Source organism: Streptomyces sp. A 4/2 (assembly GCF_940670765.1).
Taxonomy (GTDB): domain Bacteria; phylum Actinomycetota; class Actinomycetes; order Streptomycetales; family Streptomycetaceae; genus Streptomyces.
In genome coordinates, this window is record NZ_CALNVW010000043.1 from 1 (window position 1) to 24,544 (window position 24,544).

General features: G+C 70.6%; 23 protein-coding genes and 1 pseudogene. 9 read left to right on the forward strand and 15 right to left on the reverse strand.

Annotated features, from left to right (window positions below; translation table 11 throughout):
* The 5 genes from NBY69_RS29195 to NBY69_RS29215 form a co-directional block, all read right to left on the reverse strand.
* The gene (locus NBY69_RS29195; protein ID WP_250304892.1) at positions 1–312 is read right to left on the reverse strand and encodes a hypothetical protein; all 312 of its coding nucleotides are present in this window, start codon (positions 310–312) and stop codon (positions 1–3) included.
* 67 nt (positions 313–379) lie between these two features.
* Complete coding sequence (locus tag NBY69_RS29200; RefSeq protein WP_250304893.1) at positions 380–517, reverse strand: hypothetical protein; 138 nt, start codon at positions 515–517, stop codon at positions 380–382.
* Between the two features lie 275 nt (positions 518–792).
* The gene (locus tag NBY69_RS29205; RefSeq protein ID WP_250304894.1) at positions 793–1,197 is read right to left on the reverse strand and encodes a hypothetical protein; all 405 of its coding nucleotides are present in this window, start codon (positions 1,195–1,197) and stop codon (positions 793–795) included.
* Positions 1,194–1,469 carry a histone-like nucleoid-structuring protein Lsr2 gene (locus tag NBY69_RS37425; RefSeq protein WP_308409511.1) on the reverse strand — a complete coding sequence of 92 codons (276 nt, stop codon included), beginning with the start codon at positions 1,467–1,469 and terminating at the stop codon, positions 1,194–1,196. The genes NBY69_RS29205 and NBY69_RS37425 overlap by 4 nt, the downstream gene beginning before the upstream one ends.
* Positions 1,470–1,536: 67 nt before the next feature.
* A complete protein-coding gene (locus NBY69_RS29215; protein WP_250304895.1) occupies positions 1,537–1,818 on the reverse strand; it encodes a hypothetical protein in 282 nt (93 codons plus the stop codon).
* A gap of 376 nt (positions 1,819–2,194) precedes the next feature.
* Here NBY69_RS29215 and NBY69_RS37705 point away from each other — a divergent pair.
* Both NBY69_RS37705 and NBY69_RS29220 read left to right on the forward strand, forming a co-directional pair.
* Positions 2,195–2,470, forward strand: a pseudogene (locus NBY69_RS37705) (recombinase family protein); the annotation flags it as partial.
* A gap of 155 nt (positions 2,471–2,625) precedes the next feature.
* Entirely contained in the window at positions 2,626–2,910 is a 285-nt protein-coding gene (locus NBY69_RS29220) for a hypothetical protein (RefSeq protein WP_250304896.1), read from the forward strand.
* Positions 2,911–2,985: 75 nt separating this feature from the next.
* On the opposite strand, the gene bla is transcribed toward NBY69_RS29220, so the two are convergent.
* From bla to NBY69_RS29235, 3 genes are all read right to left on the reverse strand, one after another.
* Positions 2,986–3,930 (reverse strand): class A beta-lactamase, encoded by a 945-nt coding sequence (bla, locus tag NBY69_RS29225; protein ID WP_250304897.1) that lies wholly within the window; start codon positions 3,928–3,930, stop codon positions 2,986–2,988.
* 201 nt (positions 3,931–4,131) lie between these two features.
* Positions 4,132–5,487 carry a carboxyl transferase domain-containing protein gene (locus NBY69_RS29230; protein WP_250304898.1) on the reverse strand — a complete coding sequence of 452 codons (1,356 nt, stop codon included), beginning with the start codon at positions 5,485–5,487 and terminating at the stop codon, positions 4,132–4,134.
* The gene (locus tag NBY69_RS29235) at positions 5,480–6,922 is read right to left on the reverse strand and encodes an acyl-CoA synthetase (RefSeq protein WP_250304899.1); all 1,443 of its coding nucleotides are present in this window, start codon (positions 6,920–6,922) and stop codon (positions 5,480–5,482) included. Before NBY69_RS29235 ends, NBY69_RS29230 begins: the two co-directional genes overlap by 8 nt.
* Positions 6,923–7,261: 339 nt before the next feature.
* Here NBY69_RS29235 and NBY69_RS29240 point away from each other — a divergent pair, with 339 nt between their 5' ends.
* Positions 7,262–7,861 (forward strand): hypothetical protein, encoded by a 600-nt coding sequence (locus NBY69_RS29240; protein ID WP_250304900.1) that lies wholly within the window; start codon positions 7,262–7,264, stop codon positions 7,859–7,861.
* The gene (locus NBY69_RS29245; RefSeq protein ID WP_250304901.1) at positions 7,861–11,301 is read left to right on the forward strand and encodes a GH116 family glycosyl-hydrolase; all 3,441 of its coding nucleotides are present in this window, start codon (positions 7,861–7,863) and stop codon (positions 11,299–11,301) included. Before NBY69_RS29240 ends, NBY69_RS29245 begins: the two co-directional genes overlap by 1 nt.
* 133 nt (positions 11,302–11,434) lie before the next feature.
* Here the strand turns inward: NBY69_RS29245 and NBY69_RS29250 are convergent, their stop codons facing one another.
* Positions 11,435–13,360 carry an N-acetylmuramoyl-L-alanine amidase gene (locus NBY69_RS29250; RefSeq protein ID WP_250304902.1) on the reverse strand — a complete coding sequence of 642 codons (1,926 nt, stop codon included), beginning with the start codon at positions 13,358–13,360 and terminating at the stop codon, positions 11,435–11,437.
* Positions 13,361–13,720: 360 nt separating this feature from the next.
* Here NBY69_RS29250 and NBY69_RS29255 point away from each other — a divergent pair, with 360 nt between their 5' ends.
* Entirely contained in the window at positions 13,721–14,824 is a 1,104-nt protein-coding gene (locus NBY69_RS29255; protein WP_250304903.1) for a protein kinase family protein, read from the forward strand.
* Positions 14,825–14,905: 81 nt separating this feature from the next.
* Here NBY69_RS29255 and NBY69_RS29260 read toward each other — a convergent pair whose 3' ends face one another.
* The 3 genes from NBY69_RS29260 to NBY69_RS29270 are packed head-to-tail and all read right to left on the reverse strand — an operon-like array spanning position 14,906 to position 17,669.
* Positions 14,906–15,814, reverse strand: a complete 909-nt coding sequence (locus NBY69_RS29260; protein ID WP_250304904.1) for an alpha/beta hydrolase — start codon at positions 15,812–15,814, stop codon at positions 14,906–14,908.
* Positions 15,811–16,539, reverse strand: coding sequence for a glucose 1-dehydrogenase (locus tag NBY69_RS29265; RefSeq protein ID WP_250304905.1), 729 nt, complete (start codon positions 16,537–16,539; stop codon positions 15,811–15,813). Before NBY69_RS29265 ends, NBY69_RS29260 begins: the two co-directional genes overlap by 4 nt.
* The gene (locus tag NBY69_RS29270) at positions 16,536–17,669 is read right to left on the reverse strand and encodes an LLM class flavin-dependent oxidoreductase (protein WP_250304906.1); all 1,134 of its coding nucleotides are present in this window, start codon (positions 17,667–17,669) and stop codon (positions 16,536–16,538) included. The genes NBY69_RS29265 and NBY69_RS29270 overlap by 4 nt, the downstream gene beginning before the upstream one ends.
* Before the next feature lie 101 nt (positions 17,670–17,770).
* On the opposite strand from NBY69_RS29270, the gene NBY69_RS29275 reads away from it, so the two are divergent.
* Entirely contained in the window at positions 17,771–18,361 is a 591-nt protein-coding gene (locus NBY69_RS29275) for a helix-turn-helix transcriptional regulator (protein ID WP_250304907.1), read from the forward strand.
* Here NBY69_RS29275 and NBY69_RS29280 read toward each other — a convergent pair.
* Positions 18,289–18,846 carry a flavin reductase family protein gene (locus NBY69_RS29280; protein WP_250304908.1) on the reverse strand — a complete coding sequence of 186 codons (558 nt, stop codon included), beginning with the start codon at positions 18,844–18,846 and terminating at the stop codon, positions 18,289–18,291. The two genes, NBY69_RS29275 and NBY69_RS29280, sit on opposite strands and share 73 nt — an antisense overlap.
* Before the next feature lie 110 nt (positions 18,847–18,956).
* On the reverse strand, positions 18,957–19,736 hold the full coding sequence (locus NBY69_RS29285) for an SDR family oxidoreductase (RefSeq protein WP_250304909.1): 780 nt from the start codon (positions 19,734–19,736) through the stop codon (positions 18,957–18,959).
* A 132-nt stretch (positions 19,737–19,868) separates the two neighbouring features.
* On the opposite strand from NBY69_RS29285, the gene NBY69_RS29290 reads away from it, so the two are divergent.
* The 3 genes from NBY69_RS29290 (at position 19,869) to NBY69_RS29300 (ending at position 23,814) form a co-directional block, all read left to right on the forward strand.
* Complete coding sequence (locus NBY69_RS29290) at positions 19,869–21,479, forward strand: FadD3 family acyl-CoA ligase (RefSeq protein ID WP_250304910.1); 1,611 nt, start codon at positions 19,869–19,871, stop codon at positions 21,477–21,479.
* Complete coding sequence (locus tag NBY69_RS29295; RefSeq protein WP_250304911.1) at positions 21,476–22,525, forward strand: acyl-CoA dehydrogenase family protein; 1,050 nt, start codon at positions 21,476–21,478, stop codon at positions 22,523–22,525. The genes NBY69_RS29290 and NBY69_RS29295 overlap by 4 nt, the downstream gene beginning before the upstream one ends.
* 86 nt (positions 22,526–22,611) lie before the next feature.
* Entirely contained in the window at positions 22,612–23,814 is a 1,203-nt protein-coding gene (locus NBY69_RS29300; RefSeq protein ID WP_250304912.1) for an acyl-CoA dehydrogenase family protein, read from the forward strand.
* 10 nt (positions 23,815–23,824) lie between these two features.
* Here the strand turns inward: NBY69_RS29300 and NBY69_RS29305 are convergent, their stop codons facing one another.
* Positions 23,825–24,514 carry a TetR/AcrR family transcriptional regulator gene (locus NBY69_RS29305; protein ID WP_374211355.1) on the reverse strand — a complete coding sequence of 230 codons (690 nt, stop codon included), beginning with the start codon at positions 24,512–24,514 and terminating at the stop codon, positions 23,825–23,827.
* Positions 24,515–24,544 lie beyond the last annotated feature (30 nt).

The following is a 24,544-nucleotide window of genomic DNA, read 5'->3' on the forward strand; positions in this document are numbered from 1 at the left end:
TCAGGTACTTGCCTTCCATTCGTCGAGCTTGATCTTCACCTGGTAGTTGTGGTCGGCATGCCAGATGACTTCGCCGCTGACGCGGGTTCCGATGAGCGGGAGCACGGCATCCCTGGGCATCGCCATGATCTCGGCCAGGCCGATCACGTCTGGGGCGTTGTCGATGGTGATGAAGACGCCGAAGGGCTGGCGGCCGATGACCTTGCCGGTCACCGAGGTTCCGACGGGCAGGGCCAGGCAGGTCGCGCACCAGGCTGCCTGGGAGCGAGCTCCGGCCTCGACGCCGTTGTCCGGCCACGAGTATTCGTCCATGCGCCGATCATGACATGCGCCGGTTTCACCTCGGACGCGTTCGTCCAGCGTCCGGGCTGGGAGAGCGTCAGTCGCGTTGGGCCGCGGACTGTGTGGGGATGCGGCGGCGGAGGTCGCGGATCTGCCCGAGTGCGACGGCGAGCTCGTTGCGGAGGCGCTCGTTCTCCTCGTTGAGCTTTCGGTTGGCTCCCCGCAGCGCGCGCACGACGGCCTCGTGGGACTTGGTGGTGATGCGCTCCTTTGTCGGGCAGGGCGGGTCGGCCCGAGGCGGGCTGTCGGCTGGCGAGGCCCCGCAGTCTGGCCAGCAGGGTTGCCTGGGCGTCGTCGTAGAGGAATGTCCGGGAGACCCCGGCTCGGGAGGCGACCCCGGAGACGGTGACCGGACCGCCATCGTGTTCCAGGCTGTCGAAAACACAATTAACGCGCTCGATGCAGTCCAGGCGGCGTTGTTGGGCGGCCTCGACCAAGTGGTCCGAGTTGTCAGCCCGCATCGGTTGCCCTTTCGGTCGCCTGGTGACCGGTGTCGCCCGCGTCCAGTGTCGGGGCCAGGCCATCGTGGTCCTGGTCAGTGATACGGGCGATGACGTGCTCGACGGCGGTGGCCAGTCGCTCGTTGACGGCGACAGCGCGGGGCCGTTCCGCCGCTTCGGCACCGGCCTGCAGCTCGCGGGTGCGGGCGAGGGTGTCGAGGTGGATCGGCAGGAACTGTCGATCGGTCTGGAAGTCCTCGCAGAAGTAACAGCCGTCGGCGGCAGTCTTGGGGCAGGGGCGCGCGATGTGCCGTCCGCACCAGCCGCCGGCCACCGCGTGAAGACGGCGACCGATCTTCTCGGCAAGCCACTCGACGCCGGACAGGTCGGCGTCGAGGCCAATCACGACGCTCACAGTGATGCTTCGTACGCCTCGCGGATGAAGGCGGGGATGCGCCCCTTGTCATTAACGAGGTAGCCGTTCGCGCGGGCCCAGAGGCGTATCGCCTCGCCCTCCGGACCGCGGTCGCGCATAGGGCCCCCGGCGGTTTCTCTCGCGTTGTCCGAGGAGACTCCCTCCAGGTGGTCCGCTGCATCCTGGACGAAGGCGAACAGCGAGGGAAACTTTCCTTCTTCGGGGTAGGAGCCCTCGGTCCAAGACCCGATGCTTCCAGTGCGTGTGTTCAAGAACCGCCCATAGAAGCCGTCGCTCTCCGCGGCGATCGGCACCCATTCTTGGCGCCAGGACGGATAGTCAGGGTCGTCGGACGGTTCCATCTCCCCCACACCCCAGCGCCACCAGGCACGAGTGGGCATCGGGTTTTCTCCCGGCACCGACGTCGTTCGACAGAAGCCACTGCCACATTTCTCTCGGCAGCTTCAGGCTCATGCGGTCTTCAGTACCGCTGAGGGCTGTCGGGCTGCCCGGGTCGCCAAGCTCAGCAAAGACGTCGGGAGTGTGCTGTTCGAGCCACTTGGTGACCCGGCCCCATGGCTGTCGTACGTCTTCTGCCTCGTGCGTCGGCATTTCGCTCATGCGTGATCTCCAACGGACGGAGCACGCCGAACCGCGTTGCTGGCCCCCAGGAACGGCAGAACGGACTCCCAGGTTCTGACGTCGTCTATCAGAGGGCGACCGCTGATCATCCATGGGCAGACCGTACGCGGGGCCACTGACATCGAACCCTGTCGGGGTCTCCATGTTGCTGCGGGCTACCTACCTGCGCGCGGCGGGCGGTCTCCGGCAACGGACATCACACATGGTCATTCTCAGAAATGGTCATCTGTGAGAGTTCTGCGAGAGGCCCGGAAGCGATTACGTTTCACCAGGTCGCCATTCGCAAAAGTCCTCTCGAAACCCGCACGTTGTGCGAGGCACTTCTGAGAGGCTGCCGTCATGGATTTGACACCCGATCAGGCCGCATTGGCTCGAAGCCCTCCGCCGGGCGGAGTGCCACAAAGTCTTCTCCGAGCAAATCAGCACCCGGGTCAAGGCCCGGCGCGAGCTGGAGAAGGCGCTCGCGCTGGCCCACCAGTTCAAGGAGGCCGCGCCCGAGACCCCCGTCATCTTCACCGTCCACGAACTCAAGCGCCTCGCCCACAACGCCGCCGAGCTGATGACGCTGTCCGCCGAACTCCAGGCCGGCGGCATCCAGCTCGAACTCCTCACCGGCCCGCTCACCGGCATCTACGACCCCAACGGCATGGGCGCCATGTTTTCGCTGTCCTCGCCGTCACCGGGCAGATCGAGCGCAACTACATCCGGGAGAAGACCCTCGAAGGCCAGGTCATCGCCGCGTCCAAGGGCAACCACGGAGGACGCCCGAAGGTCATCGACGACGACATGCTCACCTTCGCCGTCGCACTCAAGGACAAGGGCGTCCCCGTCCCCGAGATCGCAAAGAAACTCACCATCAAGGTCGGGAAGAACGCGGGCAAGTCCCCATCGGTCGCCTCGCTCTACCGAGCCCTGGCCGAAGCCGAGGCCGCCACGGTGGACGACGGCCTGCCGCTCAGGCCCAAGCCCGTACGCATCCGCCGCCCCGAGGACCCGCTCACCCCCGAAGAGATCGACCTCCGCGAACGCCTCCAGGCCCAGCCCCACCCGAACACGGAGACCCGCAGCTAGCGACCATGATCAAGGGCTTAGCGCCAACGGCTGTACCGATGGTCCCCAAGGCCGTGACAGGTCACGCCTGACGCATCACGCCTGACGCATCAGGGCCGATGCCAGGACGGTGGCGGTCTCGGCGATCAGGGAATCGTCCGCCGTGGCGTCGGCGACATGCTTGGTGGACAGGACGGCCAGCACGATCGGCCCCTGGCCGGGTGGCCAGGCGATGCCCACGTCGTTGGCGGTGCCGTAGCTGCCGGTTCCGGTCTTGTCGCCGACGGTCCACTCCTCGGGGAGGCCCGCGCGCAGCCGCTTGTCCCCGGTGGTGTTGGCCAGCAGCCACCCTGTCAACCGTTCCCGGTCCGCCGCCTCCAGGGCGTTCCCGAGAGCGAGGCGCGCGTAAGTCATCCCGATGGCGTGAGGAGTGGTGGTGTCGGTCGTACGGCCCGGCTCCGCCGAGTTCAACTCCGGCTCCCAGCGGTCGAGTCGGGTCACCGTGTCACCGAGTGACCGGCAGAATCGGGTGACGGACGCCGGTCCGCCGAGTTCGGCCAGCAGGAGGTTGATCGCGGTGTTGTCGCTGTACGAGAGGGCCGCCCCGCACAGGTCCTCGACGGTCATTCCCCGGGCAAGATTATCCGGCAGGCCGGTGATCGGGGCGCCCCCGGACCTGTCGATGTCCTGCTGGGTGTAGTGAATGACCTTCCGGAGGAAGGAACCGTCCCGGTCGAGGTCTCTCAGTACGGCTCCGACCGCGGGCGTCTTGGACGTCGAGCACAGCGGGAAGAGTTCGTCCGCCCGATAGGAGACCCGTCGGCCGGTCGCCGTGTTCCAGCCGAACGCGCCCAGACGGGCGTCGTGTTCCTGTTCCAGGTCGCGCAGCTTCCGTACTGCTTCGCCGCCGGGGACCGAAGCGTATGCCGCGGACGCCGACGGAACGACGGTCAGTGCCGCCCCGAGACCACCGGCCAGCACCGCGCGGCGGGACGCACCCGCCACCCTGATCGACTCCAAGATGTCCAGCCTTCCTCTCACGCTGCCACTTCCTGCACAGGACGCCTCCCGCAGCTCACCGGTTCCACGGTGGGTGCTGCCGGGTTCAGCCCTCGGCGGCCTGCACGGTGCCTGCCGGAGCAACAGCGCCGTCGTCAACGGGCCCACGCCACCGAGAGCGGGGGTGAGGGCGCCCGCCCGATCGACCGGGCGGGTCACCCGCCGTGCGTGTCGGCCCGAGCCCTACGAAGGAGGGAACAGGCTCACCACCCCACGTGCGATCCCCAGCTCCACCAGATCGTGGGGGCGCAGGCGCAACTGGTCGGCGGTCTCCCCGGCCCGGTCCGGGGCGCGCTTGAGGATGGCGGCAGCGGCCTCCGGGGCGATCACCGAGAAGTAACTGTCCGGCGTGGCCCAGGTGTTGCCCGGTGCGGCCAGTGCGAGCGCACCGCCCGAGCCGCCCTCGCCGATGAGGAGTGTGGTGAGCGGGACGCGGGCGGTGGCCATGGCCGTGAAGAGACCGGCGATGGCCGCGCCCGCGCCGGATCGCTCCGCTTCGGCGTCGTTGGCGGCGCCGGGCGTGTCGATGAGGGTGAGCACCGGGACGCCGAGGGCGTCGGCGAGGCGGACCAGGCGGGTGGCGGTGCGGTATCCGGCCGGACGGGTCGCGGTGCCGCACTGTGCGGCGTACGCGACGGTCCGGCCCCGGTGGATGCCGAAGCCGCAGCGCATACCCGGATCGGTGCCGCCGCAGCGGTCCCCGCTGATCTCCCGGACGCGGCCGTCGAAGTAGGCGGCGAGGTACGCGGCGGCACGCGGGCGACCGGGGGAGCGGGCCAGGGCAACGGCTTCCTGGCCGGAGGTGGCGCGGTCCGGTTCCCCGACGGGTGTGCCGGGCGGCTCGGGCGGTCCGGCGTCCCGTGGCCCGGCGAGCAGCAACAGCCAGTCGGCCAGGGCGGTGCGCAGTTCCCCGGGGCGAACCAGTGCGTCGACATGCCCGGCGGTCAGTTGGCCCTCGGCGGTGTACGCGGTGGGATCGGCGCCCGGCGGCCGTACCCGCGATCCGGCGAAGCCCACCTGCGCGCCGGGCAGCGCGAGGACGACATCCGCTCCCGCGCCGAGGGTGGCCCAGCCGCCGCCGGTCGTGGGGTCGCGCAGGACCGCGATCTGTGGGGTGCCGGAGTCCCGCAGCAGCGCGGACTGACGTGTCACGCGCTGGAGTTGGGCCAGTGCGCGCATGCCCTCCTGCATCCGGCTGCCGCCGGTGGCGATCAGCGAGACCAGCGGGGTGCGCCGCTCACGGGCCAGGGTGAAGGCGGCTTCCAGGAGGTCGCCCGTGGGTTCCCCCAGCGAGCCGCCGAGGAAGCCGAACTCGAAGGAGACGAGAACCGCCGCCCGGCCGCCGATCGACGCGGTCCCGCAGACGACGGACTCGCGCTCGCCGGTGCGCGCCGCGGCCCGTACGGTCGACTCGTCGTACCCGGGCCAGCCGAGCGGGCCGTCGCACTCCCGGACGTGCGGCGAGTGCGGCACGTCGCTGAAGGAACCCGGATCCGCCACCGCACCGATCGCCTCGCGGGCCGTCCACAGGTCAGCCATGCAACGCCCGCTTCATGATCTTGCCCATGTCGTTGCGGGGCAGCGCGTCGAGCAGCCGTACCTCGCGGGGCCGCTTGTGGGGGGCCAGCTGCTGCGCCACGTGCCGGGCCAACTCATCGACTGTGGGCGGAAGTTGTGCGTCCACCGGGACGATCCAGGCGACGATCCGCTCGCCCAGGTCCTGGTCGGGCTCGCCGGTCACCGCGGCCTCGCGTACCGCAGGATGGTCCAGGAGGGCGTTCTCGATCTCGCCCGCACCGATCTTGTAGCCGCCGCTCTTGATGAGGTCGGTGGCCTTCCGGCCGACGATGCGGACAGCGCCGTCCGGATCGCGGGTGGCCATGTCGCCGGTACGGAACCACGCGCCGTCGAAGGCCGCGGCGGTCGCGTCCGGCCGGTTCAGGTACTCGGTGAACAGGTTCGGGCCGCACACCTGGATCTCGCCGACGGTCTCGCTGTCGTACGCCGTGATCTCCTCGCCCGACTCCTCGACCAGTCGCACCTTCACCCCGCTCAGCGGCACGCCGACCGTGCCCGGCCGCGGCTCGCCGTCGGCGCGGACGCTCGTGTTCATCAGGGTCTCGGTCATGCCGTACCGCTCGATGACCCGTCGGCCGGTCGCGGAGGCGATGCGCTCGTGGTCGTACACCGGCAGCGCGGCCGACCCCGATACCAGCAGCCGCGCGCCGGACAGGGCCTTGACCAGTGCCGGTTCCTGGGGGAGTGCCTCGGCGATGCGGTGGTACATGGTGGGGACACCGAAGAACATCGTGCCGTGAGCGGCCAGTTCGCGGGCGACCGCGTCCGTCTCGAAGCGGCCGAGATGGTGCACGGCGCCACCCCGGCGCAGCGGGCCCAGGATGCCGAGGATCAGCCCGTGGACGTGGAAGAGGGGAAGGGAGTGGACCAGCACGTCGTCGCCTGTCCACTCCCAGGCGTCGGCCAGCGCGTCCAGGGTGGAGGTGATCGCCCGGCGCGGCAGGACGACACCCTTGGGCGGCCCGGTGGTGCCGGAGGTGTAGACGATCAGGGCGGGTGCCTCGTCGGACGGCTCACCGGGGAGCGCGTGGGGACCGGAGGCCGCCCGTACGTCGATGTCCACCCGGTCCAACGCGGCGAGCACCGGCGGGAGTTCGTCGCCGGGCGCCGCCAGGACCAGAGAGGGCGCGCTGTCGGACAGGATGTGCGCCAGCTCGCGCTCACCGATCCGCGGGTTGAGCGGCACGGCGGGCACCCCGGCGAGCAGTGCGGCGACGACGCCCACGGCGGTCTCCAGGGTGGGCGTGGCCCAGACGGCGACCCGCCCGGCCCCGCCGAGCAGGGCCGCCGCCGCTCCCGCTGCGGCGGCCAGCTCGGCATGACTGAGCGACCGGTCGCCGAAGCGCAGCGCCGGGCGGGCCGAGCCCGCGGTCAGTGCCGGGAAGAGAGGAGGCATACGTCGAACTCCTTGGCTGAGGCGGCAGAGAGAGTGGTGCGCGTCGGTGACAGGATATTTTCGGGGCCGGGCTGATTCAGGCTCTTCTCCTCTCAGGCCACCCCGACCCGCGACCCTATGCGGTCCGGGGGCGGGCCGGTGATCGTGACGCAGCCACAGCTTGCGGCCGACTCGCGCGAAGCCCAGGACGGGACCTGTCCCGACCATTGGCAGGTGCATGACTCAGCGTCTAGGCTCGGCACCTGGATTGATCGGATCTATATCCCCTCATGAGTCTTCAGTTTCATCTGCGTGTCGAAACTGTGCGCCGAAGAGGCCAATTCATCGGAGGTACTGCGTATGCGCTCACTCCGTTTCACCATCGTCGCCCCAGTCGTCGCACTGGCTGCTCTCGCCGCGGGGGCGCTCGCCCTCGCTCCGGGGGATGCCGCGTCGGCAGCCACCCGGGCGACCGGGAACGGCTCCGGCAGTTCCTGGCAGCGGCAGCTCAGCACGGCGCTGCCCTCGCTGGGGCACCGCAACTGGATCGTGGTCACCGACTCCGCCTACCCGCAGCAGACCAGCCCGGGTGTCAGGACGATCGTCACCGGCGGCCACCAGGTCGATGTCGTCAAGGACGTCGTGGGCATGCTGGACAGGCAGCCGCACGTGAAGGCCCACATCCAGCTCGACAAGGAGCTGTCCTACGTACCGGAGAAGTCGGCGCCGGGCATCACCGCCTACCGCAAGGACCTCGGCAAGGCACTCGCCGGCCAGGAGACGAAGTCCCTGCTGCACGACGACCTGATCGGGAAACTCGACGACGCGGGCAAGGAGTTCGGCGTCATCATCCTGAAGACCGACCTCACGCTGCCCTACACCTCGGTCTTCTTCGAGCTGGACGCCAAGTACTGGGACGCGGACCGCGAGGCCGACCTGCGCAAGCGGATGGCAGGCTGATGACTGTGGCGCCTCTCCCCGCCGGGCGCGCACGCCGCTCCCGTACTCTCACCACCGCCCTGATAGCCGTTTCGGCCCTGATCGGCACGGGAGCACTCACCGGAGCCTCCCCCGTGGACGCCGTGGGCTCCGCAACCGCCCCCGCTTTCACCGAGGGGTTCGAGGGCGGCGTGCTGCCGGAGGGCTGGCGCGTCGCGTCCGGTGCGTTCGGACAACTGGTCACGGACCGCGCCCGGTTCCACAACTCGGACGCCCCCTACCTCAAGGAGGGCGCCTGGTTCCTCTCCACCCTGGAGACCGCCGGACAGCAGCCCAGCGACAGCTACACCGGCACGGTCGTCTCACCGAAGTTCACCCTGGCCCGGCCCACCGTGACGATGCTCGTCGGCGGCGGTTCCGGCGCGAACACGTACGTGGCGCTCTGCGCGTACGATGCGACCGCCGCCGACGGCTGCGGCAAGGAGGTCGCGCGCGCGAGCGGCGCCGACTCCGAGGTGATGGCCTACCGCACGCTCGACGGTTCGTCGCTCGTCGGCAAGGACGTCGTCCTGAAGGTCGTCGACAAGTCCACGGCGGCGTGGGGCCATGTCACCCTCGACGACGTCCGGGCGAACGTGCCGCCCGCCCCGACCGCGCCCCGTACCACCCGCACCGCCGACGCGGTCTCCCTGACCTGGCAGGCGGCGCCCGACCCGCAGGTCACCGGATACGAGGTGTACCGCTCCACCGCGCAGGACGGCGCCTACACGAAGGTGGCGACCGTCAAGTCCCCCTCCTACCAGGACCGTTCGGCGGGCAAGGAAGGAACCTGGTTCTACCGGGTCGTCGCGCTCGACGCGGACGGCGGGGAGTCCGAACCGGTCACCACGCTCGCCCGGCCGTACACGGACCTCTCGGGCAAGGGTGCGCCCGCGACCTACAGCGGGGACCATCTCACCGACACGCGCTTCCCCGTCGGACCGCTCGGTTCGGCAGGCATCGTCCACGACGGCACCGGCGCCCGGCCCACCTGGTGGATCTTCAACAACATCGGCAAGCTCTCGCCCGGCAGCTGGCAGCTCGACGAGGACACCTACACCCAGGGCAAGCTGCCGAACAGCTTCTTCGGGGTGCGCGCCCAGGCACAGGGGGGCCGCCCGGTGGTGCGGGCGCTCCAGACGAAGGCTGTCGGCGACACCGCGTTCCCCGCCATGAAGTCGCTGACGCAGCAGGGCGAATACCCGCAATTGGGGTACGACTTCAAGGACGACCAGCTTCCCGTGCGGGTCTCGGAGGACGTCGTCAACCCGATGATTCCGGGCGATGCCAAGGACTCCGCGATCCCGACCGCGATCTACCGCTTCACACTCGACAACCCCACCCGTAAACCCGTCAAGGTGTCGCTGCTCGCGTCGCAGCAGAACGCCGTCGGTTTCAACGGTTACGACACCGTCGGCGGCGCCGACGACCGCGTCGTCGACGGCTACGGCGCCAACCGCACCCGGGTGACCGCAGCCTCGGGCGCTCAGGGACCGCAGACCGGCCTGAGCATGTCCGGCAAGGATGGCGCGGGCACCATGAACCTCACCGCGTACGGGAAGAACGTATCGGCGACGGCCTCCTGGGACTCGCTGAGTTCGCTCTCCGCGGACCTCGCCGACGACGGGAAGCTGAGCGGGTCGAAGGACGCGTCGAGCCCGGCCGACCGGACGACGGTCGACGGCGCGCTCTCGGTATCCGTAACCCTGGAACCGGGCGGACACACCACCGTGCCCATCGCCCTGAACTGGCACTTCCCCGGCGCCAAGAACTACAACGGCGGGGACGGCCGCCAGTACGAGAACTGGTGGAACTCCGCCGACGACGTCTCCTCGTACGTCACCCGGAACTACGACCGGCTGCTCGCCGACACCACCGCGTACCACGACTCCCTCTACGACTCGAACCTGCCGCGCTATCTCATCGACCGGGTGTCCGCGGCCACCGCCGTGCTGCACTCGCCTTCCGTGTGGTGGGCGAAGAACGGCTTCTTCGGCGCACGCGAGGGCTGGGGCTGCTGCCCCGGCATGCCGACACACGTCTTCCACTACGCCCAGGCGCAGGCCTGGCTGTGGCCGGAGGTCGGCCGGCGCTGGACGCAGCAGTGGCTCGACAACGCCGACAGCTCCGGCAAGATCCCGATGCGGTTCGACGGCGACAGCAGCTTCACGATGGACGGCCAGACGGGCGTTCTTCTCTCCGCCTACCGGACCTATCAGACCACCGACAAGAAGTGGCTGGACGCCAACTGGGCGAAGGTCGAGAAGTCCATGGACTACGTCGTCGGGCTCGGCGACGCCGACCACGACGGCATCCTGACCGGCAGCTTCAACACCACCCTCGACGGCGGCGAGACGGGCAACGGCTCCTGGCTGGGCTCGATGTACCTCGCCTCGGTGCACGCCTCGCAGAAGATGGCCGAGGCGGAGGGCGACACCAAGGCCGCCCAGCTGTACGCCTCGATCTACGAGAAGGGCCGCACAGCCGGTGAGAAGGCCTACTTCAACGGCGAGTACTACACCGAGGTCAACTCGGGCGTCGGCGCCTCGTACGGCAACGGCTCCGAGGTGGACATGCTGCTCGGCCAGTGGTGGTCCACCCAGCTCGGCCTCGGCGACATCTACGACAGCGCGCACATGGACCTCGCCGCGAAGAACCTCTTCAAGAACAACTACCGCGACAACCTCCTCGGCGACACCCCGTACTCCGGCTACAACTACGCGCACCAGTTCCGCCAGTACGCCCTCGAAACCGACGGCGGTCTGCAGATGACGACCTGGCCGCACGGCGACAAGCCGTCCAACACCCCGCTCTACTACGACGAGTTGATGTCGGGCTTCGAGTACTCGGCGGCGGCTCTGATGCTTCAGCGCGGACAGACGGCGGAGGGTCTCAGGGCCGTGAAGGCGATCTCCGACCGCTACGACGGAAAGGCGCGCAAGGGCCCGTACATCAGCATGGGCACCTGCTCGACCGGCGACGGCACGGGCAGCCCGTTCGGCGACGACGAGTGCGGCAAGTACTACGGCCGCACGCTCTCCTCCTGGTCGCTGCTGACGGCGGCTCAGGGCTTCTCCTCCAACGGTCCGGAAGGCGCCCTCACCTTCGCACCCACCTGGCGGCCGGCCGACCACCGCTCGTTCTTCAGTACGGGCGCGGCCTGGGGCACGTTCACGCAGAAGCGGGCGGGTGGAGTCCAGACGGACAGCGTTCTGGTGCGGCACGGGTCGCTCGCCGTGCGCCGGCTGACACTCCAGGTGCCGCAAGGCACCCGGACCGTACGGTTGCACACGTCGGGGAGCGCCGGGGAACTGCGGGGCGCCGAGGTGACGCTCTCCGGCACCACGGCCACCGTGCGGTTCGCGAAGCCGCTCACCGTGCGGCACGCGCCGCTGACGGTACGGCTCGCGTACGGGCCCTGACGGACACCGGGCGGCGCGCGAGACGCCCTGACCGTGCGTGTCCACGGCCCCGAACCGGTCCGTGAACACCGAGTGGGCCTGCCGTCCCTGCTGCCGGAGACGGCAGGCCCACCCCGAGGAACGCGCCCGGCTGTCAGCGCCCCGGCGTGTGCGTGGCCGTGACGTCCGCGGCGTTCACCAGGACGTACCGGTGGTTGAACTGGACCGTGTAGTAGTGCTTGGCCCCCGTGACCACCTGCCCGCCCGAAGGGAAGAAGTCGGCGCTCGCGGCGGGCGGCTGGTGGGCGACATAGGCCTGGCCGGCCGGGATCACGTAGTTCTTCGCCGTCAGGGGTGCCTGCGTCGACGGGGACAGCCCGGCCGGGTACTCGGCGGCGTCCGGGTAGGCGGTGCCGTACACCGGCGCGGCGCCGTCGCCCACCGCCCTGATGATCCGTACACCCGTGGCGGGAGTGGTGTTCATACCGTGCGGGTCGTGGATCCAGCCCTTCTGGCCGTCGTACCAGATGGCCGTCCAACTGCCCCGGCGGTCGGCGACGACGAACTGCTGGCCGGCCTGGACGGTGACACTCCAGTCGCTGACCCTGTCCGTACCGCCCTTGGCGGCCGGGTCGGGGTGCACGACCGGGTCGAGGACGAGCGGAGCGTCGCTGCTGGGGGCGGTGCGCACGAACAGCGCGCTCGACGGCCCGGTGACCGGCGTGCAGGCGGTGACGGTGCCCGACGGGTCGTCCGCGGGGCAGACCGTGTACGTCTGCCGGTTGCGGTGGAAGCCGGGAGTGATCGTCACTGCCGATCCGACCGCTCCGACCCCGTGGCGACCGTTGTCGACCGGAGCGCCGAGCATCCGCAGGAAGCGGGTCCAGTCCCACCCGTCGGCCGGGTCCCAGTGCATGCCGGTGAGTGTGCCGGCGGAGGGGCCGGGAACATTGTCGTGCCCGAGGATGTGCTGGCGGTCCAGCGGGATGTCGTACCGGTCGGCCAGATACTTCACCAGCTCGGCCGTCTGCCGGTACGCCGCCGTCGTGTACCAGTCCGCACCGTGCGCGGAGAATCCCTCGTGCTCGATCTGGACCGAGTGGAGGTTGCTGTCGTAGTTGCCGTCACCGAACGCGATGTCCTTGTCGGGCACCATCTGGGTGACGGCGCCGTCCGACGAGCGCATCACGTAGTGCGCGGAGGAACCCCCCGGTGTCCGGAAGGCCTTGACGGCGCCGTCGTACGACCCCTCCGTGGTGTGGATGATGACCTGGGAGATCCTCATGCCGTTGGCCGGACGGTCGGAGACCTGACCGTTGGACGGGGCCGCCGCGGTGAACCGGCAGTTCATCGACTCGGGGCACTCGGCCTGCGGGGCTGCGGTGTCCTTGAGGGCGAGCGCGCGCAGCTGGCCGGGGGCGGGCTTCGCCGACGGAACGGCCGCCAGAGTGACCGGCGTTCCCGCCGGGGGCTCCTGCCGGGCACCGGACCTGAGGGTGGCGAACACGTCGTCGACGTACGTCGTGGCCGCCTTCTTGTCGGACAGCCTGCTGTACCTGGCGATCGCGGCGGTCCACTCCGACGGGTCGTCGGAGGTGCGACCGGTGAGCTTCTTCTGGTACGAGGCGAGCAGGGCGGCTCCACCACGGAGGTTGTCGAGCCGGTCGTTCCGGAGCTTCTCGGCGGGGAGACCGGTCAGTTCAGCGGCGGCCCGCAGGGTGTGCAGTTCGGGGCGGCCGGTGAACGAGGCGAGGTCGGAACGTCCGGAAGCGCCCGCGGCGCCGTCGGCGGCCATCGCGGACGTCACATCGGTGAGGTTCATCAGTCCCCACCCGCCGGTGTTGCTGTAGCCGGTGTGCTGCTGCCAGCCGGATTCCTCGTGGGCGACGCCCAGCAGCACGGGCAGCGGGACCTCGAACTCGGCTGCGGCTGCCGCGAAATCGGCCTGGGCGGTGGGTTGCTGCGCTTCGCCGTCGTTCTGAGCCTGCGCGATGGCCGGCAGGAAGGCGAGAGCGCCTGCGGCGAGCGTGCCGCTCAGGGCGGCTGCGGGCAGCCACCGCTTCCTTTCTCGTCGGTGCAAGGGATTCCCTTCGGGACAACGGTGTTCCGGGTCTCTTCGGCAGGACGGTCACCATGCCTTTCCGCGGGCACCGGGTGGGAGATGGCGCGTGGATCCGCCCCGTACCCATGGAGTCAGCCGGTGACCGCCCCGCAGGGGGACGGATCTCGGCGTCAGGTGACATCAGTTCAGAAGCTTGCTATGAGGGAGCGGCCGGGGGCGGCTGCGGCTCGCCGGTAGATTGTGCGAACGGAGAGCGCGTCCCGCGGGAAGAGCCTGACGGGCGAGAGCGCGGTCGCGTCCCGTGAGGCACTGACGGAGGATCCCGTGAGGCACACAGCTGACGGAGGATCAGAGAACGATGTCCGGACGGAGGCAGCAGTGAAGTGCACCGACCTGTCGCGCAGCGCGCGTCTCACCGCCCATGGAGCCGTCTCCACCTCCCTGGCCCTGCACAGCGATCAGGCACTGGGTGACCTCGTGGACGCGGCCGAGCCGATCGGTTCCGGCATCGGCGGGAAGTCGGCGCTGCTGGAGATCGACGGAACACCGGTCTTCGTGAAACGGGTGCCCCTCACCGACCTGGAGAGGCAGCCCGGACACGTCCGGTCCACGGCGAACCTGTTCGAGCTGCCCGTCTTCTGCCAGTACGGTGTCGGCACCATCGGCGGGCCGGGCTGCGGGGCCTGGCGGGAACTCGCCGTGCACACCATGACGACGAACTGGGTACTCGCGGGGGAATGCGAGAGCTTCCCCCTGATGTACCACTGGCGGGTACTTCCGGACTCGACGCCGCTGCCCGGGGAACTGGCCGACGTCGAACGGGCCGTCGCCTACTGGGGCGGCGGATCGCAGATACGCCGCCGGATCGAGGGGCTCCAGCAGTCATCGGCGAGCGTCGCGCTGTTCCTGGAGTACATCCCGCAGAACCTGCACCAGTGGCTGGGGGAGCAGTTGGAGGGAGGCGGCGAGGCAGCCGACCGGGCCTGCACCCTGGTCGAGAGGGGCCTGGAAGCCGGCACCTCGTTCATGAACAGCCGGGGCCTCCTCCACTTCGACCTCCACTTCGAGAACATCCTGACCGATGGCCGGCGCCTCTTCTTCGCGGACTACGGCCTCGCGCTCTCGTCCCGGTTCGAGCTCTCGCGGGACGAGGCCGCCTTCTTCGACCGGCACCAGTCCTACGACCGCTGCTACGCGGTCACCTACCTCGCGAACTGGCTGGTGACCGCCCTGTTCGGGTACGGGAGGGACGACCGCGAGGCGCAGGTGCGCGCGTATGCCCGAGGCGAGCGCCCCACGGGAATCCCGGGGGCGGCTGCGGCGATCCTCACCCGGCGTGCGCCGCTCGCCGTGGTGCTGTCGGACTTCTTCCGCGAGTTCCAGTACGGGAACAGGGAGGCGCCGTATCCGGTGGAGCAGATCCGCCGGACCGAGCGCGCTCCCGGTCACGGGTCCGCCCGCCGTGACGGCCGAGCCCCGTGACCGGGCGCGTATGCCGTTCGCATGCGGTCCGCCCCGTGGTGCCGGGGACGGGGACCCTGCCGCGTGGCGAAGTGGAGCGCTTCAGGGCCTCGCCGCTTCCGGGGCCGGCGCCTTCGCGGTCGTGGCCGTGACCCAGGCCGCCGCGCCCGCCAGCGCGCTGTCCGCCTGCGGGAGCGTGCCGACGGCGCCGAGGAAACCGTGGAACACGCCGGTGTGCAGGTGCACTTCGGCCCCCGTGCGGCGGGCGTACGCCAGACCCTCGTCGCGCAGCGGGTCGCAGTCGGCGAGGACGAGCAGGGTGGGTGGCAGGCGGCTGAGATCCGGGGCCAGCCCCGGGGACGCGTAAGGGTGACCGGCGTCCCGGCCCGGCGCGTACTGCTGCCAGTACCAGCGCATGCAGGCGGTGGTGTGGAAGTAACCCTCGGCGAATTCGCGGGCCGACGCCGTCGTCAGACGGTGGTCGAGGGCGGGGTAGAGGAGCAGCTGGGCGGTGATGCGGGGGCCGCTCTCGTCGCGGGCGCGCAGGCTGCACGCGGCGGCGAGGTTGCCGCCGCTGGAGTCCCCGGCGAGGAGCAGCTGGTGACGGGGGTGGTTGCGGGCTGCCCAGGTGAGCACGGTGTACGCGTCGTCGGCGGCGGCCGGGAAGGGGTGCTCCGGAGCACGCCGGTAGCCGGCCGAGATCACCAGTGCCCCGGTGCGGGCGGCGAGTTCGCGGCAGAGGCCGTCGTGGGTGTCCAGGCCGCAGAGGACCCAGCCGCCGCCGTGGAAGAACACGATCACGGTGGTCGGCGCGGGGGACGGGGAGTAGAGCCGTACGGGGATTCCGTCCGCCGTGCCGTCGCGCACATCGGCGACCGGGCGCACCGGGCGGGCCGCGGCGCCCGCCTCGGTCGCGGCGCGCAGGGCCTCGACGCCGACTGCCGGACCGGGGAAGGCCGCGGACATGGCATCGCACACCCGGCGGGCCAGGGGAGTCAGTGAGTCGGTCATCCGGTGGTCAGCCCTCCGTCGACGGGGAACTCGGTGCCGGTGATGTAGGAGGAGGCATCGGAGACCAGGAAACGGACGAGTTCTCCGACCTCCTGCGGGCGGCCCATCCGGCGCAGGGGAACATGTGACCAGTCCCGTCCGGCGACGTCCGCCGTCATGGGGGTGTCGATCGCACCCGGGTGGACGGAGTTGACACGGATCCCGTACTTCGCGAGGTCCAGGGCGCAGGAACGGGTGAGGCCGCGGAGGCCGAACTTCGTCGAGCCGTACGCCGCGTGGCCCGGGATGCCGACCAGACCGGCCGTCGAGGAGATGTTCACGACGGAGCCGCCGCCCGCCTCCCGGAGGGAGGGGAGGACCGCCTTGATGCCGAGGAACGGGCCGAGGAGGTTGACCTGGACCAGGGCGGTGAAGTTCGCCAGGGTCTCGTCCTCGACGGCGGCGACGCGCCACAGTGCCGCGTTGTTCACCAGGGCGTCGATGCGCCCGAAACGGGCCCGCGCGGCGCCGACGACTTCCGACCAACTGGCGGGTTCGGCCACGTCGTGCCGTACGAACAGGGCCTGGTCGCCCAGGGAATCGGCGACCTCGGCGCCCTCGTCCTCCCGCACGTCCGTGAGGACGACCCGGGCGCCGTCCGCCACGAAGAGACGGGCCTCCGCCGCACCCTGACCGCGGCCGGCACCGGTGATGACGACGACCTTGCCGTCGAGTCCGGTGGTCACTGCTGCTCCAGCGCGCGGAAGTGCGGGATGACCGTCTCGCCCCACTGGCGGATGGTCTCCAGACAGGCATCCTGCGGGACCGTGCCCATCTGGATCAGGCACATGACCTCGTCGACGCCGATCTCCCGGAGCTGCTCGACGTAGGCGATCGCGGTCTGCGCGTCGCCGTAGGCGTGGTCCGCGTTGTAGGTGCCGGTGTCGACCGGCCGGGCCGGGATGTTCGCCTCGTGCAGCCTGGCGACGAGATCGTCGCGGTCCTTGGCGAGCGCGGCGAGATGGTCCGCGGTGTCCTCGGAGTCGGAGTAGCCGGTGGGCGCGGGGGAGTTGCCGTACCAGTGGGCGATCGACTCGGCGAAGAAGCGCTGGCCACGGGTGCCCAGACGCAGGGCGCGCTCGCTGTCGTCGAGGACGACGGTGGGGCACAGCGCGGAGAGGTGGTTGTTGGCCTCGGTCGAGACGAAGCGCTCTCCGGTGCGGGCCGCTATGGCCTCGTCGTACACCTTGCGCATCTCGCGTACGTCGGCGGCGCCCGCGAAGCCCATCACCAGGGCGCCGACGCCCAGTTCGGCGGCGAGCCTGAGGGTGTCGTGCTTGGAGCAGGCCATGAAGAGCGGCGGATGCGGGTCCTGGACGGGCCGGGGGAGGATCGCGCCGGGACCGATGTCGATCGACCCGTGCCACTCGAACTGCTCCGCACGCCAGGCCGAGGAGAAGATCCGCAGGGCCTCTTCCATCTGGGGGTAGGTGTCCTCGGGCCGCACGCCGAACATGCGCAGTTCCTGCTGGGTGGCGCCCCGTCCCGCGCCGATGTCGACCCGGCCGCCGGAGAGGACGTCGAGCATGGCGGCGCGTTCGGCGACACGTACCGGGTGCTGGTAGCCGAAGGGCATCGTGACGACGCCGTGGCCGATCCGGATCCGCTCGGTCCGGGCGGCGACCCAGGTCAGGAAGATCTCGGAGGCGCTCATGTGGGCGTACTGGGTGAGGGAGTGGTGCTCGACCGCCCAGATGCGGTCGAAGCCCATCTCCTCGGCGAGGACGGCCTGTTCGACGCAGTCGTGGATGACCTGGCGCTCGCGCTCCGGGGTCGGATCAGCGAGCTGTGCCTCGAAGATCATGGAGAACTTCATGCAGGTGAACCTCTCTGGTGTATTCCTAATAGGAATATCTCTAGCAGTCATGGGTGGATGAGGGAAGAGGGTCGGCGCCCCCTGGTCGTAGACTTCCTGGCGTGGCGGAGAAGAAGCAGGTGAAGGAGGGGCGTCCGGCGCTCCCGGCGACCAGCTGGGCGGTCCTGGGGCTGCTCTCGTTCGGCGAGGAACTGTCCGGCTACGACCTGAAGAAGTGGTCGGACCAGTCGCTGCGCTTCTTCTACTGGAGCCCGTCGTTCAGCCAGATCTACAGCGAGCTGAAGCGGCTCGAAGGCGTCGGATACGTCTCGTCGCGGATGGTCGCGCAGGAGACCGGCACCCGGGACAAACGCGTCTACCTCATCACGGACGAGGGGATGGACGCGGTGCGGGAGTGGGCGCGCGAGGCGCCCGTCGATCCGCCGGTCCTCAAGCACGGGCCGATGCTGCGGATGTGGCTCGGGCATCTGCTGGAGCCCGAGCAGATGCGTGAAGTGCTCGCCCGGCACCAGGAGTTCGCGCAGTCCATGCGGCGGCGGGCGGCGGCCGACGTCAAGGGTGCCGAGGCCCGGGAGGAGTGGGCGTTTCCGACGCTCACCCTGAAGTGGGCCGAGCGGTACTACGCGGCGGAGTGCGAACTCGCGGAGGCGATGCTCGCGGACATCGAGGAGTTGGAGAAGAAGCGGCCGTAGCGGCGGCGGAAGTAGAGCAGGGGCCCCGCGGACGGCCGGTGGGTGGCCAGCGTGGTGACCCGGCCGAGGGCGATGGCGTGATCGCCGCCTTCCAGCGAGGTGTGCAGGTCGCACTCGACGGTGGCCAGGACCCCGTCGAGGACGGGTGCCCCGTTGGCGCCCGGGGCCCAGCGGGCGCCGGTGAACTTGTCGCCGCCGGTCACCGCGAACCGGCGGCAGAGGTCCTGCTGGTCGGCGGCGAGGATGTTCGCGGTGAAGCGGCCCGCGGCCCGGATCTTCGGCCAGGTGCTTGAGGTCAGCGCGGGGCAGAAGGCGACCAGGGGCGGATCCAGCGAGACCGGGGTGAAGGACTGTACGGCCATTCCGGCGGGGCTGCCGTCGGGAGCGATGGCGGTGATGACGGCGACGCCGGTGCAGAAGGCGCTGAGGACCTCACGCATCCGGGACGTGTCCGTGGTGGACGGTGTGGCGGGGGAGGTGTTCATTCCGGCTCCAGTATTCCTGGTAGGAATATGCCTAATCGAAACACCGTGATTGCATACCCCCGCCGCCGATCCGTCAAGAGGCCGCCGTGCGCCCGATCGGCCGGGGCCGGTCAGTGCTGGGTGAGCCCGGCGACCGTGGGTCCGACGGTCCAGCCGCCGTCCACGGCGAGTTCGGCGCCCGTGATGTACGAGGCCGCGTCGGAGAGGAGGAAGACGACCGTCGAGGCGATCTCCGCGGGTTCGCCGACCCGGCCCATGGGGGTGCCGGGGAAGTTGCCCTCGCCGGGAACGAAGCCCTCGGCGGACGTCATCGGGGTGTAGGTCACGCCGGGGTGGACGGAGTTGACGCGGACGCGGGACCCGGCAAGCTCCACCGCGCCGATCTTCGTGAGGCCGCGCACACCCCACTTCGCCGCGCCGTAACTCCCGGTCATCGCCAGCCCCATGAGGCCGGCGGCCGACGAGATGTTCACGATCGAGCCACCGCCGTCCTGCCCGGCCATGACGGGGATCGCGGTGCGCAGGCCGATGAAGGTGCCGGTGAGGTTGGTCTCCAGGACCTTGCGGAAGTGGGCCACCGACTCCTCGTGGAGCAGGCCGCCGGTCGAGATCCCCGCATTGTTGACCAGGGAGTCGAGTCGTCCGCCGCCGAACTCGCGGGCCGCGCCGACGGCCGTCGCCCACTGCTCCTCGCTGGTCACGTCGTGCGTGACGAACCGGGCCCGGTCGCCCAATTCCTGTGCGGCCCGCGCGCCTTCCTCGCTCAGGACGTCGGCGAGGGTGACGCGGGCGCCCGCCGCCACGCACTGGCGGGCCATTTCCAGGCCGAGACCGCGGGCGGCGCCGGTGATGAGTACGGACTTGTCGCCGAGGGGCGGGGTGGGAGTCATGGTGAGTGCTTCCTGCCGTAGGGCTATGCCTATTAGAAACACTGTGATTTGATGCCGGGCACGTCGGCCCTGTCAAGGGCCGCGCTGCACGCGGGCCAGTCCGCCGCCTTCCCGCAAAGGAGCAGCAGGGGCATGAACACCGCACCCCTCCCCACCACGCTCGCTGAGTTGCCAGGTTTCGCCGCCGAACGGTACGCGGACCAGGAGGCCCTCAGTGACCAGCAAGGACGCCTCACCTTCGGTGAGTTGAGAGAGGAGATCAACCTTTGCGCGCGGGCCGCCGTGGCCTGCGGGATCGCGCACGGCGACCGGGTGGCCGTCTGGGCCGCCAACAGCCGCGAATGGATCACCGCCGTACTCGGCGCGGTGTCGGTCGGCGCCGTCGTCGTGCCGCTCAACACCCGCTACAAGGGCGCCGAGGCCGCCGACATCATCCGCCGGAGCGGGGCCTCGTACCTGCTCACCGAACGCGGCTTCCTCGGCATCGACTACCCCGCGATGCTGGGGGAGTTGACCGGATCCCTGCGCGCCACCGTGCTCCTCCGGGGTACCGCAGGTCAGGGAGAACTGGACTTCGCGCAGTACCTCGCCGCCGGGAAGACCGTCGGCGAACCCGAACGCGCCCGGCGCGCCGGCGCCGTCCGCGCGGACGACCTCTGCGACATCATCTTCACCTCCGGCACCACCGGACGGCCCAAGGGCGTCATGGTCACGCACGGGCAGACCATCCGCGTCTACCGGGAGTGGTCACGCAACGCCCGGCTCCGGCCCGGCGACCGCTATCTGCTGATGAACCCGTTCTTCCACACCTTCGGCTACAAGGCGGGCATCCTCGTCTGCCTCCTCAACGGCGCGGTCATGGTTCCGGAAGCGGTGTACGACCCCGCCCGGGTGCTCGCGCTGATCGCGCAGGAACGGATCAGCGTGCTGATGGGACCGCCCACGCTCTTCCACACCCTGCTGCGCCACCCCGGGCGCGGGGACCGGGACCTCACATCGCTCCGGCTCGCCGGACTGGGCGCCGCTACCATCGCGCCCGAGCTGATCGAGGAGATCCGCGCCGAACTCGGCATCGCGTACGTCTTCAACGCCTACGGGCTCACCGAGTCGTGCGGCGTCGCCACCATGTGTCCGCCGGACGAACGGGCCGAGCTCATCGCCCGCTCGGCGGGCGTCGCGCTCCCGGGCACGGAGGTGCGTACGGCCCGCGCCGACGGAAGCGAGGCCCCGCCCGGCGAACCGGGAGAGGTCCAGGTGCGCGGGTACAACGTGATGGTCGGCTATCTCGACGACCCGGCCGCCACCGCCGAAGCCCTCGCCGACGGCGGCTGGCTGCGCACCGGTGACATCGGGGTGCGGGACGAACGCGGCTATCTGACCGTCACCGACCGGCTCAAGGACATGTACGTGGTCGGCGGGTTCAACGCCTACCCGGCCGAGGTCGAGCACACCCTGATCGCCCATGAGGGAATCGCCGATGTCGCGGTCGTCGGGGCGCCGGACGCACGGCTGGGTGAGGTCGGGGTCGCCTACTACGTACCGGCGGCGGGCCGGGGCGCGGGACCGGAGGAACTCACCGCCTGGACGAGGGAACGGCTCGCCAACTTCAAGGTCCCCCGCCGCTTCGTCGCGGTGGACACGCTGCCCCGGAACGCCGGCGGAAAGCTGCTCAAGGCCGAACTGCGGCGCAGAGCCCGGGAAGAGGCCGACCGGAGGGCGGGCGAAGCGGGGGAGCGGACATGAGGGAGACCGAGGAGCAGTCCGGGCTGCGGGAGGCGGTGCGCGCCGTCCTGGCCCGCCACGAGGGCGCGGCCGCCTGGGAACCGCTGACCCGTCAGATCGGCGTGGCCGCACTCGGCGTTCCGGAGACGTACGGGGGGCTCGGCTGCGGGCCCGCCGAGGTCCATGTGGTGATGGAGGAACTGGGGCGTTCGCTCAGCCCGGTGCCGTATCTGGGATCGGCGGTGCTGGCGGCGCAGGCTCTGGTCGCCGCGGGGGAGTCCGCCGAGGAACTGGCCGCGGACCGGATCGGCGCGCTGGCCTGGGCGGAGAACGGCTCGTGGGAGCCCGGCGCGATCCGCTCCCTCGCCGCACCGGACGGTGGGCGCTGGCTGCTGACCGGCGTCAAGGAGCATGTGCTGTGCGGCGATTCGGCCTCGGTGCTGCTCGCCTTCGCCCGGATGCCGGGAGGCCGGCTCGGTCTCTTCCGGCTCGACGGGGCGGGGGTGCGCCGGGAACCGTGCGGGGTGCTGGACCGGACCCGGCCGCAGGCACGGCTGGTGCTGGACCGGGCCCCCGCGGCGCTCGTCGGCCCGGCCGGCGCCGAGGGCGCGCGCATCCTCGCGCGGGTACGGGACCTGGCCTGCACGGCACTGGCCGCGGAGTCGGTGGGCGCCGCCGCGCGCTGCCTGGAGCTGACCGTCGCGTACGCAGGGCAACGGGTGCAGTTCGGCCGGACGATCGGCTCGTTCCAGGCGGTCAAGCACCGGCTGGCCGATGTGTACACGGCAGTCGAGGCCGCCCGCTCACTGGCGCTCGGCGCCGCGCACGCCGATGCCGAACCCGTGCTGGCCGCCGCGGCCAGGTCGGCGTGTTCCGAGGCGCTGTCACTGGCCGCCGCCGAGATGATCCAGCTGCACGGCGGCATGGGGATCACCTGGGAACACGATGCCCACCGCTACTTCAAGCGGGCACACGGCGACGCCCACCTGCTCGGTACCCCCGCTGCGCACCGCCGCCGGATCGGCTCCGCCGTGCTGGCCGGTCTTCGGACGGGGGACGGCCCGTGAGAGGGGCGTTCGGGCGGACGGCCGGCGGCGCCACCCGGGGACGGTCGCACGGACATGCGGATGAACACGTGAGGAGAGACGGCGCCGTGGCGTTGGACGAATTCAGGGCCGAGGTCCGCGCCTGGCTGCGCGACCACCTGGAAGGCGGGTTCCGCGAGGTCAAGGGGCTCGGCGGGCCGGGCCGCGAACACGAGGCCTTCGCCGAGAGGCTGGCCTGGGAGCGGCACATGGCGGCGCACGGATGGACCTGCGTGGGCTGGCCCGAGGAGTACGGCGGACGTGGCGCCACCCTGGAACAGCAGGTCGTCTTCCACGAGGAGTACGCACTCGCGGACGCGCCCGCCCGCGTCAACCACATCGGTGAGCAACTCCTCGGGCCGACCCTCATCGCCTTCGGCACCGAGGAGCAGAAGCAGCGCTTCCTGCCGCCGGTCGTCGCCGTACGCGAACTGTGGTGCCAGGGGTACAGCGAGCCCGACGCAGGCTCCGACCTGGCCGGGGTACGGACACGGGCCGAACGGGACACCGGCCGCGGCGAGTGGGTGGTCAACGGCCAGAAGACCTGGACCTCGCTCGCCCACGAGTCGCAGTGGTGCTTCGTACTGGCCCGCACCGAGCCGGGATCCGAGCGGCACACCGGCCTCTCGTATCTGCTCGTCCCCATGGACCAGCCGGGCGTGGTGGTCCGGCCCATCGTCCAGCTCACCGGGACCAGCGAGTTCAACGAGGTCTTCTTCGACGACGCCCGCACCGCCGCCTCCTGCGTGGTGGGCGCGCCCGGCGACGGCTGGCGGACCGCGATGGCCACGCTGGGCTTCGAGCGGGGCGTCTCCACTCTCGGCCAGCAAGTGGGCTTCCGCCGTGAGCTGGCCGCGATCGTCGCGCTGGCCGAACGCAACGGCGCGATCGATGATCCGCTGATCCGCGACCGGCTGGTCCGGGCCTGGATCGGACTGGAGACCATCCGCTTCAACGCACTGCGCATGCTGGACGGTGCGGCAGCCGGGGCCTCCGGGCCCGAGGCGTCCATCGGCAAGATCTACTGGGCGACCTGGCACCGGGCGCTCGGCGAGCTCGCCATGGAGGTCAGCGGCGCCGCCGGGATGCTCACCGGTTCCGGCCCCGGCGCGGGTCCGGACGGACTCGACGACCGGCAGCGGCTGTTCCTGTTCTCCCGCGCCGACACCATCTACGCGGGCTCCAACGAGATCCAGCGCAACATCATCGCCGAGCGGGTGCTCGGACTGCCGAAGGAGGCGCGGGGCCAGGCCGTCCGAGGCCGCCACTGACGCGGATTCCTCACCCGTCCAGGAGCTTTGTCCCGCCGAGCAGTTCGCGCAGACAGCGGACGGCCAGCTCGGCGGGTGAACCGGCCCCGGTGAGCGGCGCATCGGTCTCGGCCCAGGCCTCCAGGGCGACCCGGATCGCGTCCGTCGCGGCAGCCGCGGCGAGTCGCACCTCCAGCGGGTCCGCGTCCTCGCCCGCCAGCCGGGTCAGGACCGGCAGCAGCCGCTCCTCGGACTCCTGGTTGATCCGGTACCAGACCGCACGCAGAGCGGGGTCGTCCTGTGCGGCGCGCAACAGGCCCCGGGTCCAGTTCAGTTGCTCCGCTGCTTCCGCACCCCGCGCGGTGAGGGCTTCGGCAGCGGCCCGTTCCAGCGCGGTGGGCAGCCCCGTCCCCGGCTCGGCCTCCGCGAGCAGCGCGCGCCAGCGGTCGGCGCCGCCGGAGAGGAGCGGGCCGACGGCGTCCTGCTTGTTGCGGAAGTACCGGTAGAAGGTCCGCAGTGCGACCCCCGACCGGTGGGCGATGGCCTCCGCGGTGGTGCCGTCGGGCCCGGCCTCGGCGAAGAGGGCGGCAGCGGCGCGGGCGATGTCGAGCTGGGTCGCCGTTCTGCGGCGCTCGGTCAGGGTCGGCTGGTTGCTCACTCCAAGAGGGTACGTCGGCGGGCGTGGATCCGCACGGATTGCCGTGATGGCAAAACGTGCCATGAAGGCGTATTGTGACGTGTAGGTAACGAT

Excerpts from the sequence above, each read along its gene's own strand:
- NBY69_RS29240 (WP_250304900.1), top strand. The coding sequence starts at position 7,262 with ATGCGCTCACTCCGTTTCACCATCGTCGCCCCAGTCGTCGCACTGGCT.
- NBY69_RS29280 (WP_250304908.1), bottom strand. The coding sequence starts at position 18,846 with ATGAACACCTCCCCCGCCACACCGTCCACCACGGACACGTCCCGGATG.
- NBY69_RS29220 (WP_250304896.1), top strand. The coding sequence starts at position 2,626 with ATGCTCACCTTCGCCGTCGCACTCAAGGACAAGGGCGTCCCCGTCCCC.
- NBY69_RS29235 (WP_250304899.1), bottom strand. The coding sequence starts at position 6,922 with ATGCCTCCTCTCTTCCCGGCACTGACCGCGGGCTCGGCCCGCCCGGCG.
- NBY69_RS29215 (WP_250304895.1), bottom strand. The coding sequence starts at position 1,818 with ATGAGCGAAATGCCGACGCACGAGGCAGAAGACGTACGACAGCCATGG.
- NBY69_RS29290 (WP_250304910.1), top strand. The coding sequence starts at position 19,869 with ATGAACACCGCACCCCTCCCCACCACGCTCGCTGAGTTGCCAGGTTTC.
- NBY69_RS29295 (WP_250304911.1), top strand. The coding sequence starts at position 21,476 with ATGAGGGAGACCGAGGAGCAGTCCGGGCTGCGGGAGGCGGTGCGCGCC.
- NBY69_RS29245 (WP_250304901.1), top strand. The coding sequence starts at position 7,861 with ATGACTGTGGCGCCTCTCCCCGCCGGGCGCGCACGCCGCTCCCGTACT.
- NBY69_RS29270 (WP_250304906.1), bottom strand. The coding sequence starts at position 17,669 with ATGAAGTTCTCCATGATCTTCGAGGCACAGCTCGCTGATCCGACCCCG.
- NBY69_RS29230 (WP_250304898.1), bottom strand. The coding sequence starts at position 5,487 with ATGGCTGACCTGTGGACGGCCCGCGAGGCGATCGGTGCGGTGGCGGAT.
- NBY69_RS29285 (WP_250304909.1), bottom strand. The coding sequence starts at position 19,736 with ATGACTCCCACCCCGCCCCTCGGCGACAAGTCCGTACTCATCACCGGC.
- NBY69_RS29305 (WP_374211355.1), bottom strand. The coding sequence starts at position 24,514 with ATGGCACGTTTTGCCATCACGGCAATCCGTGCGGATCCACGCCCGCCG.
- NBY69_RS29195 (WP_250304892.1), bottom strand. The coding sequence starts at position 312 with ATGGACGAATACTCGTGGCCGGACAACGGCGTCGAGGCCGGAGCTCGC.
- NBY69_RS29260 (WP_250304904.1), bottom strand. The coding sequence starts at position 15,814 with ATGACCGACTCACTGACTCCCCTGGCCCGCCGGGTGTGCGATGCCATG.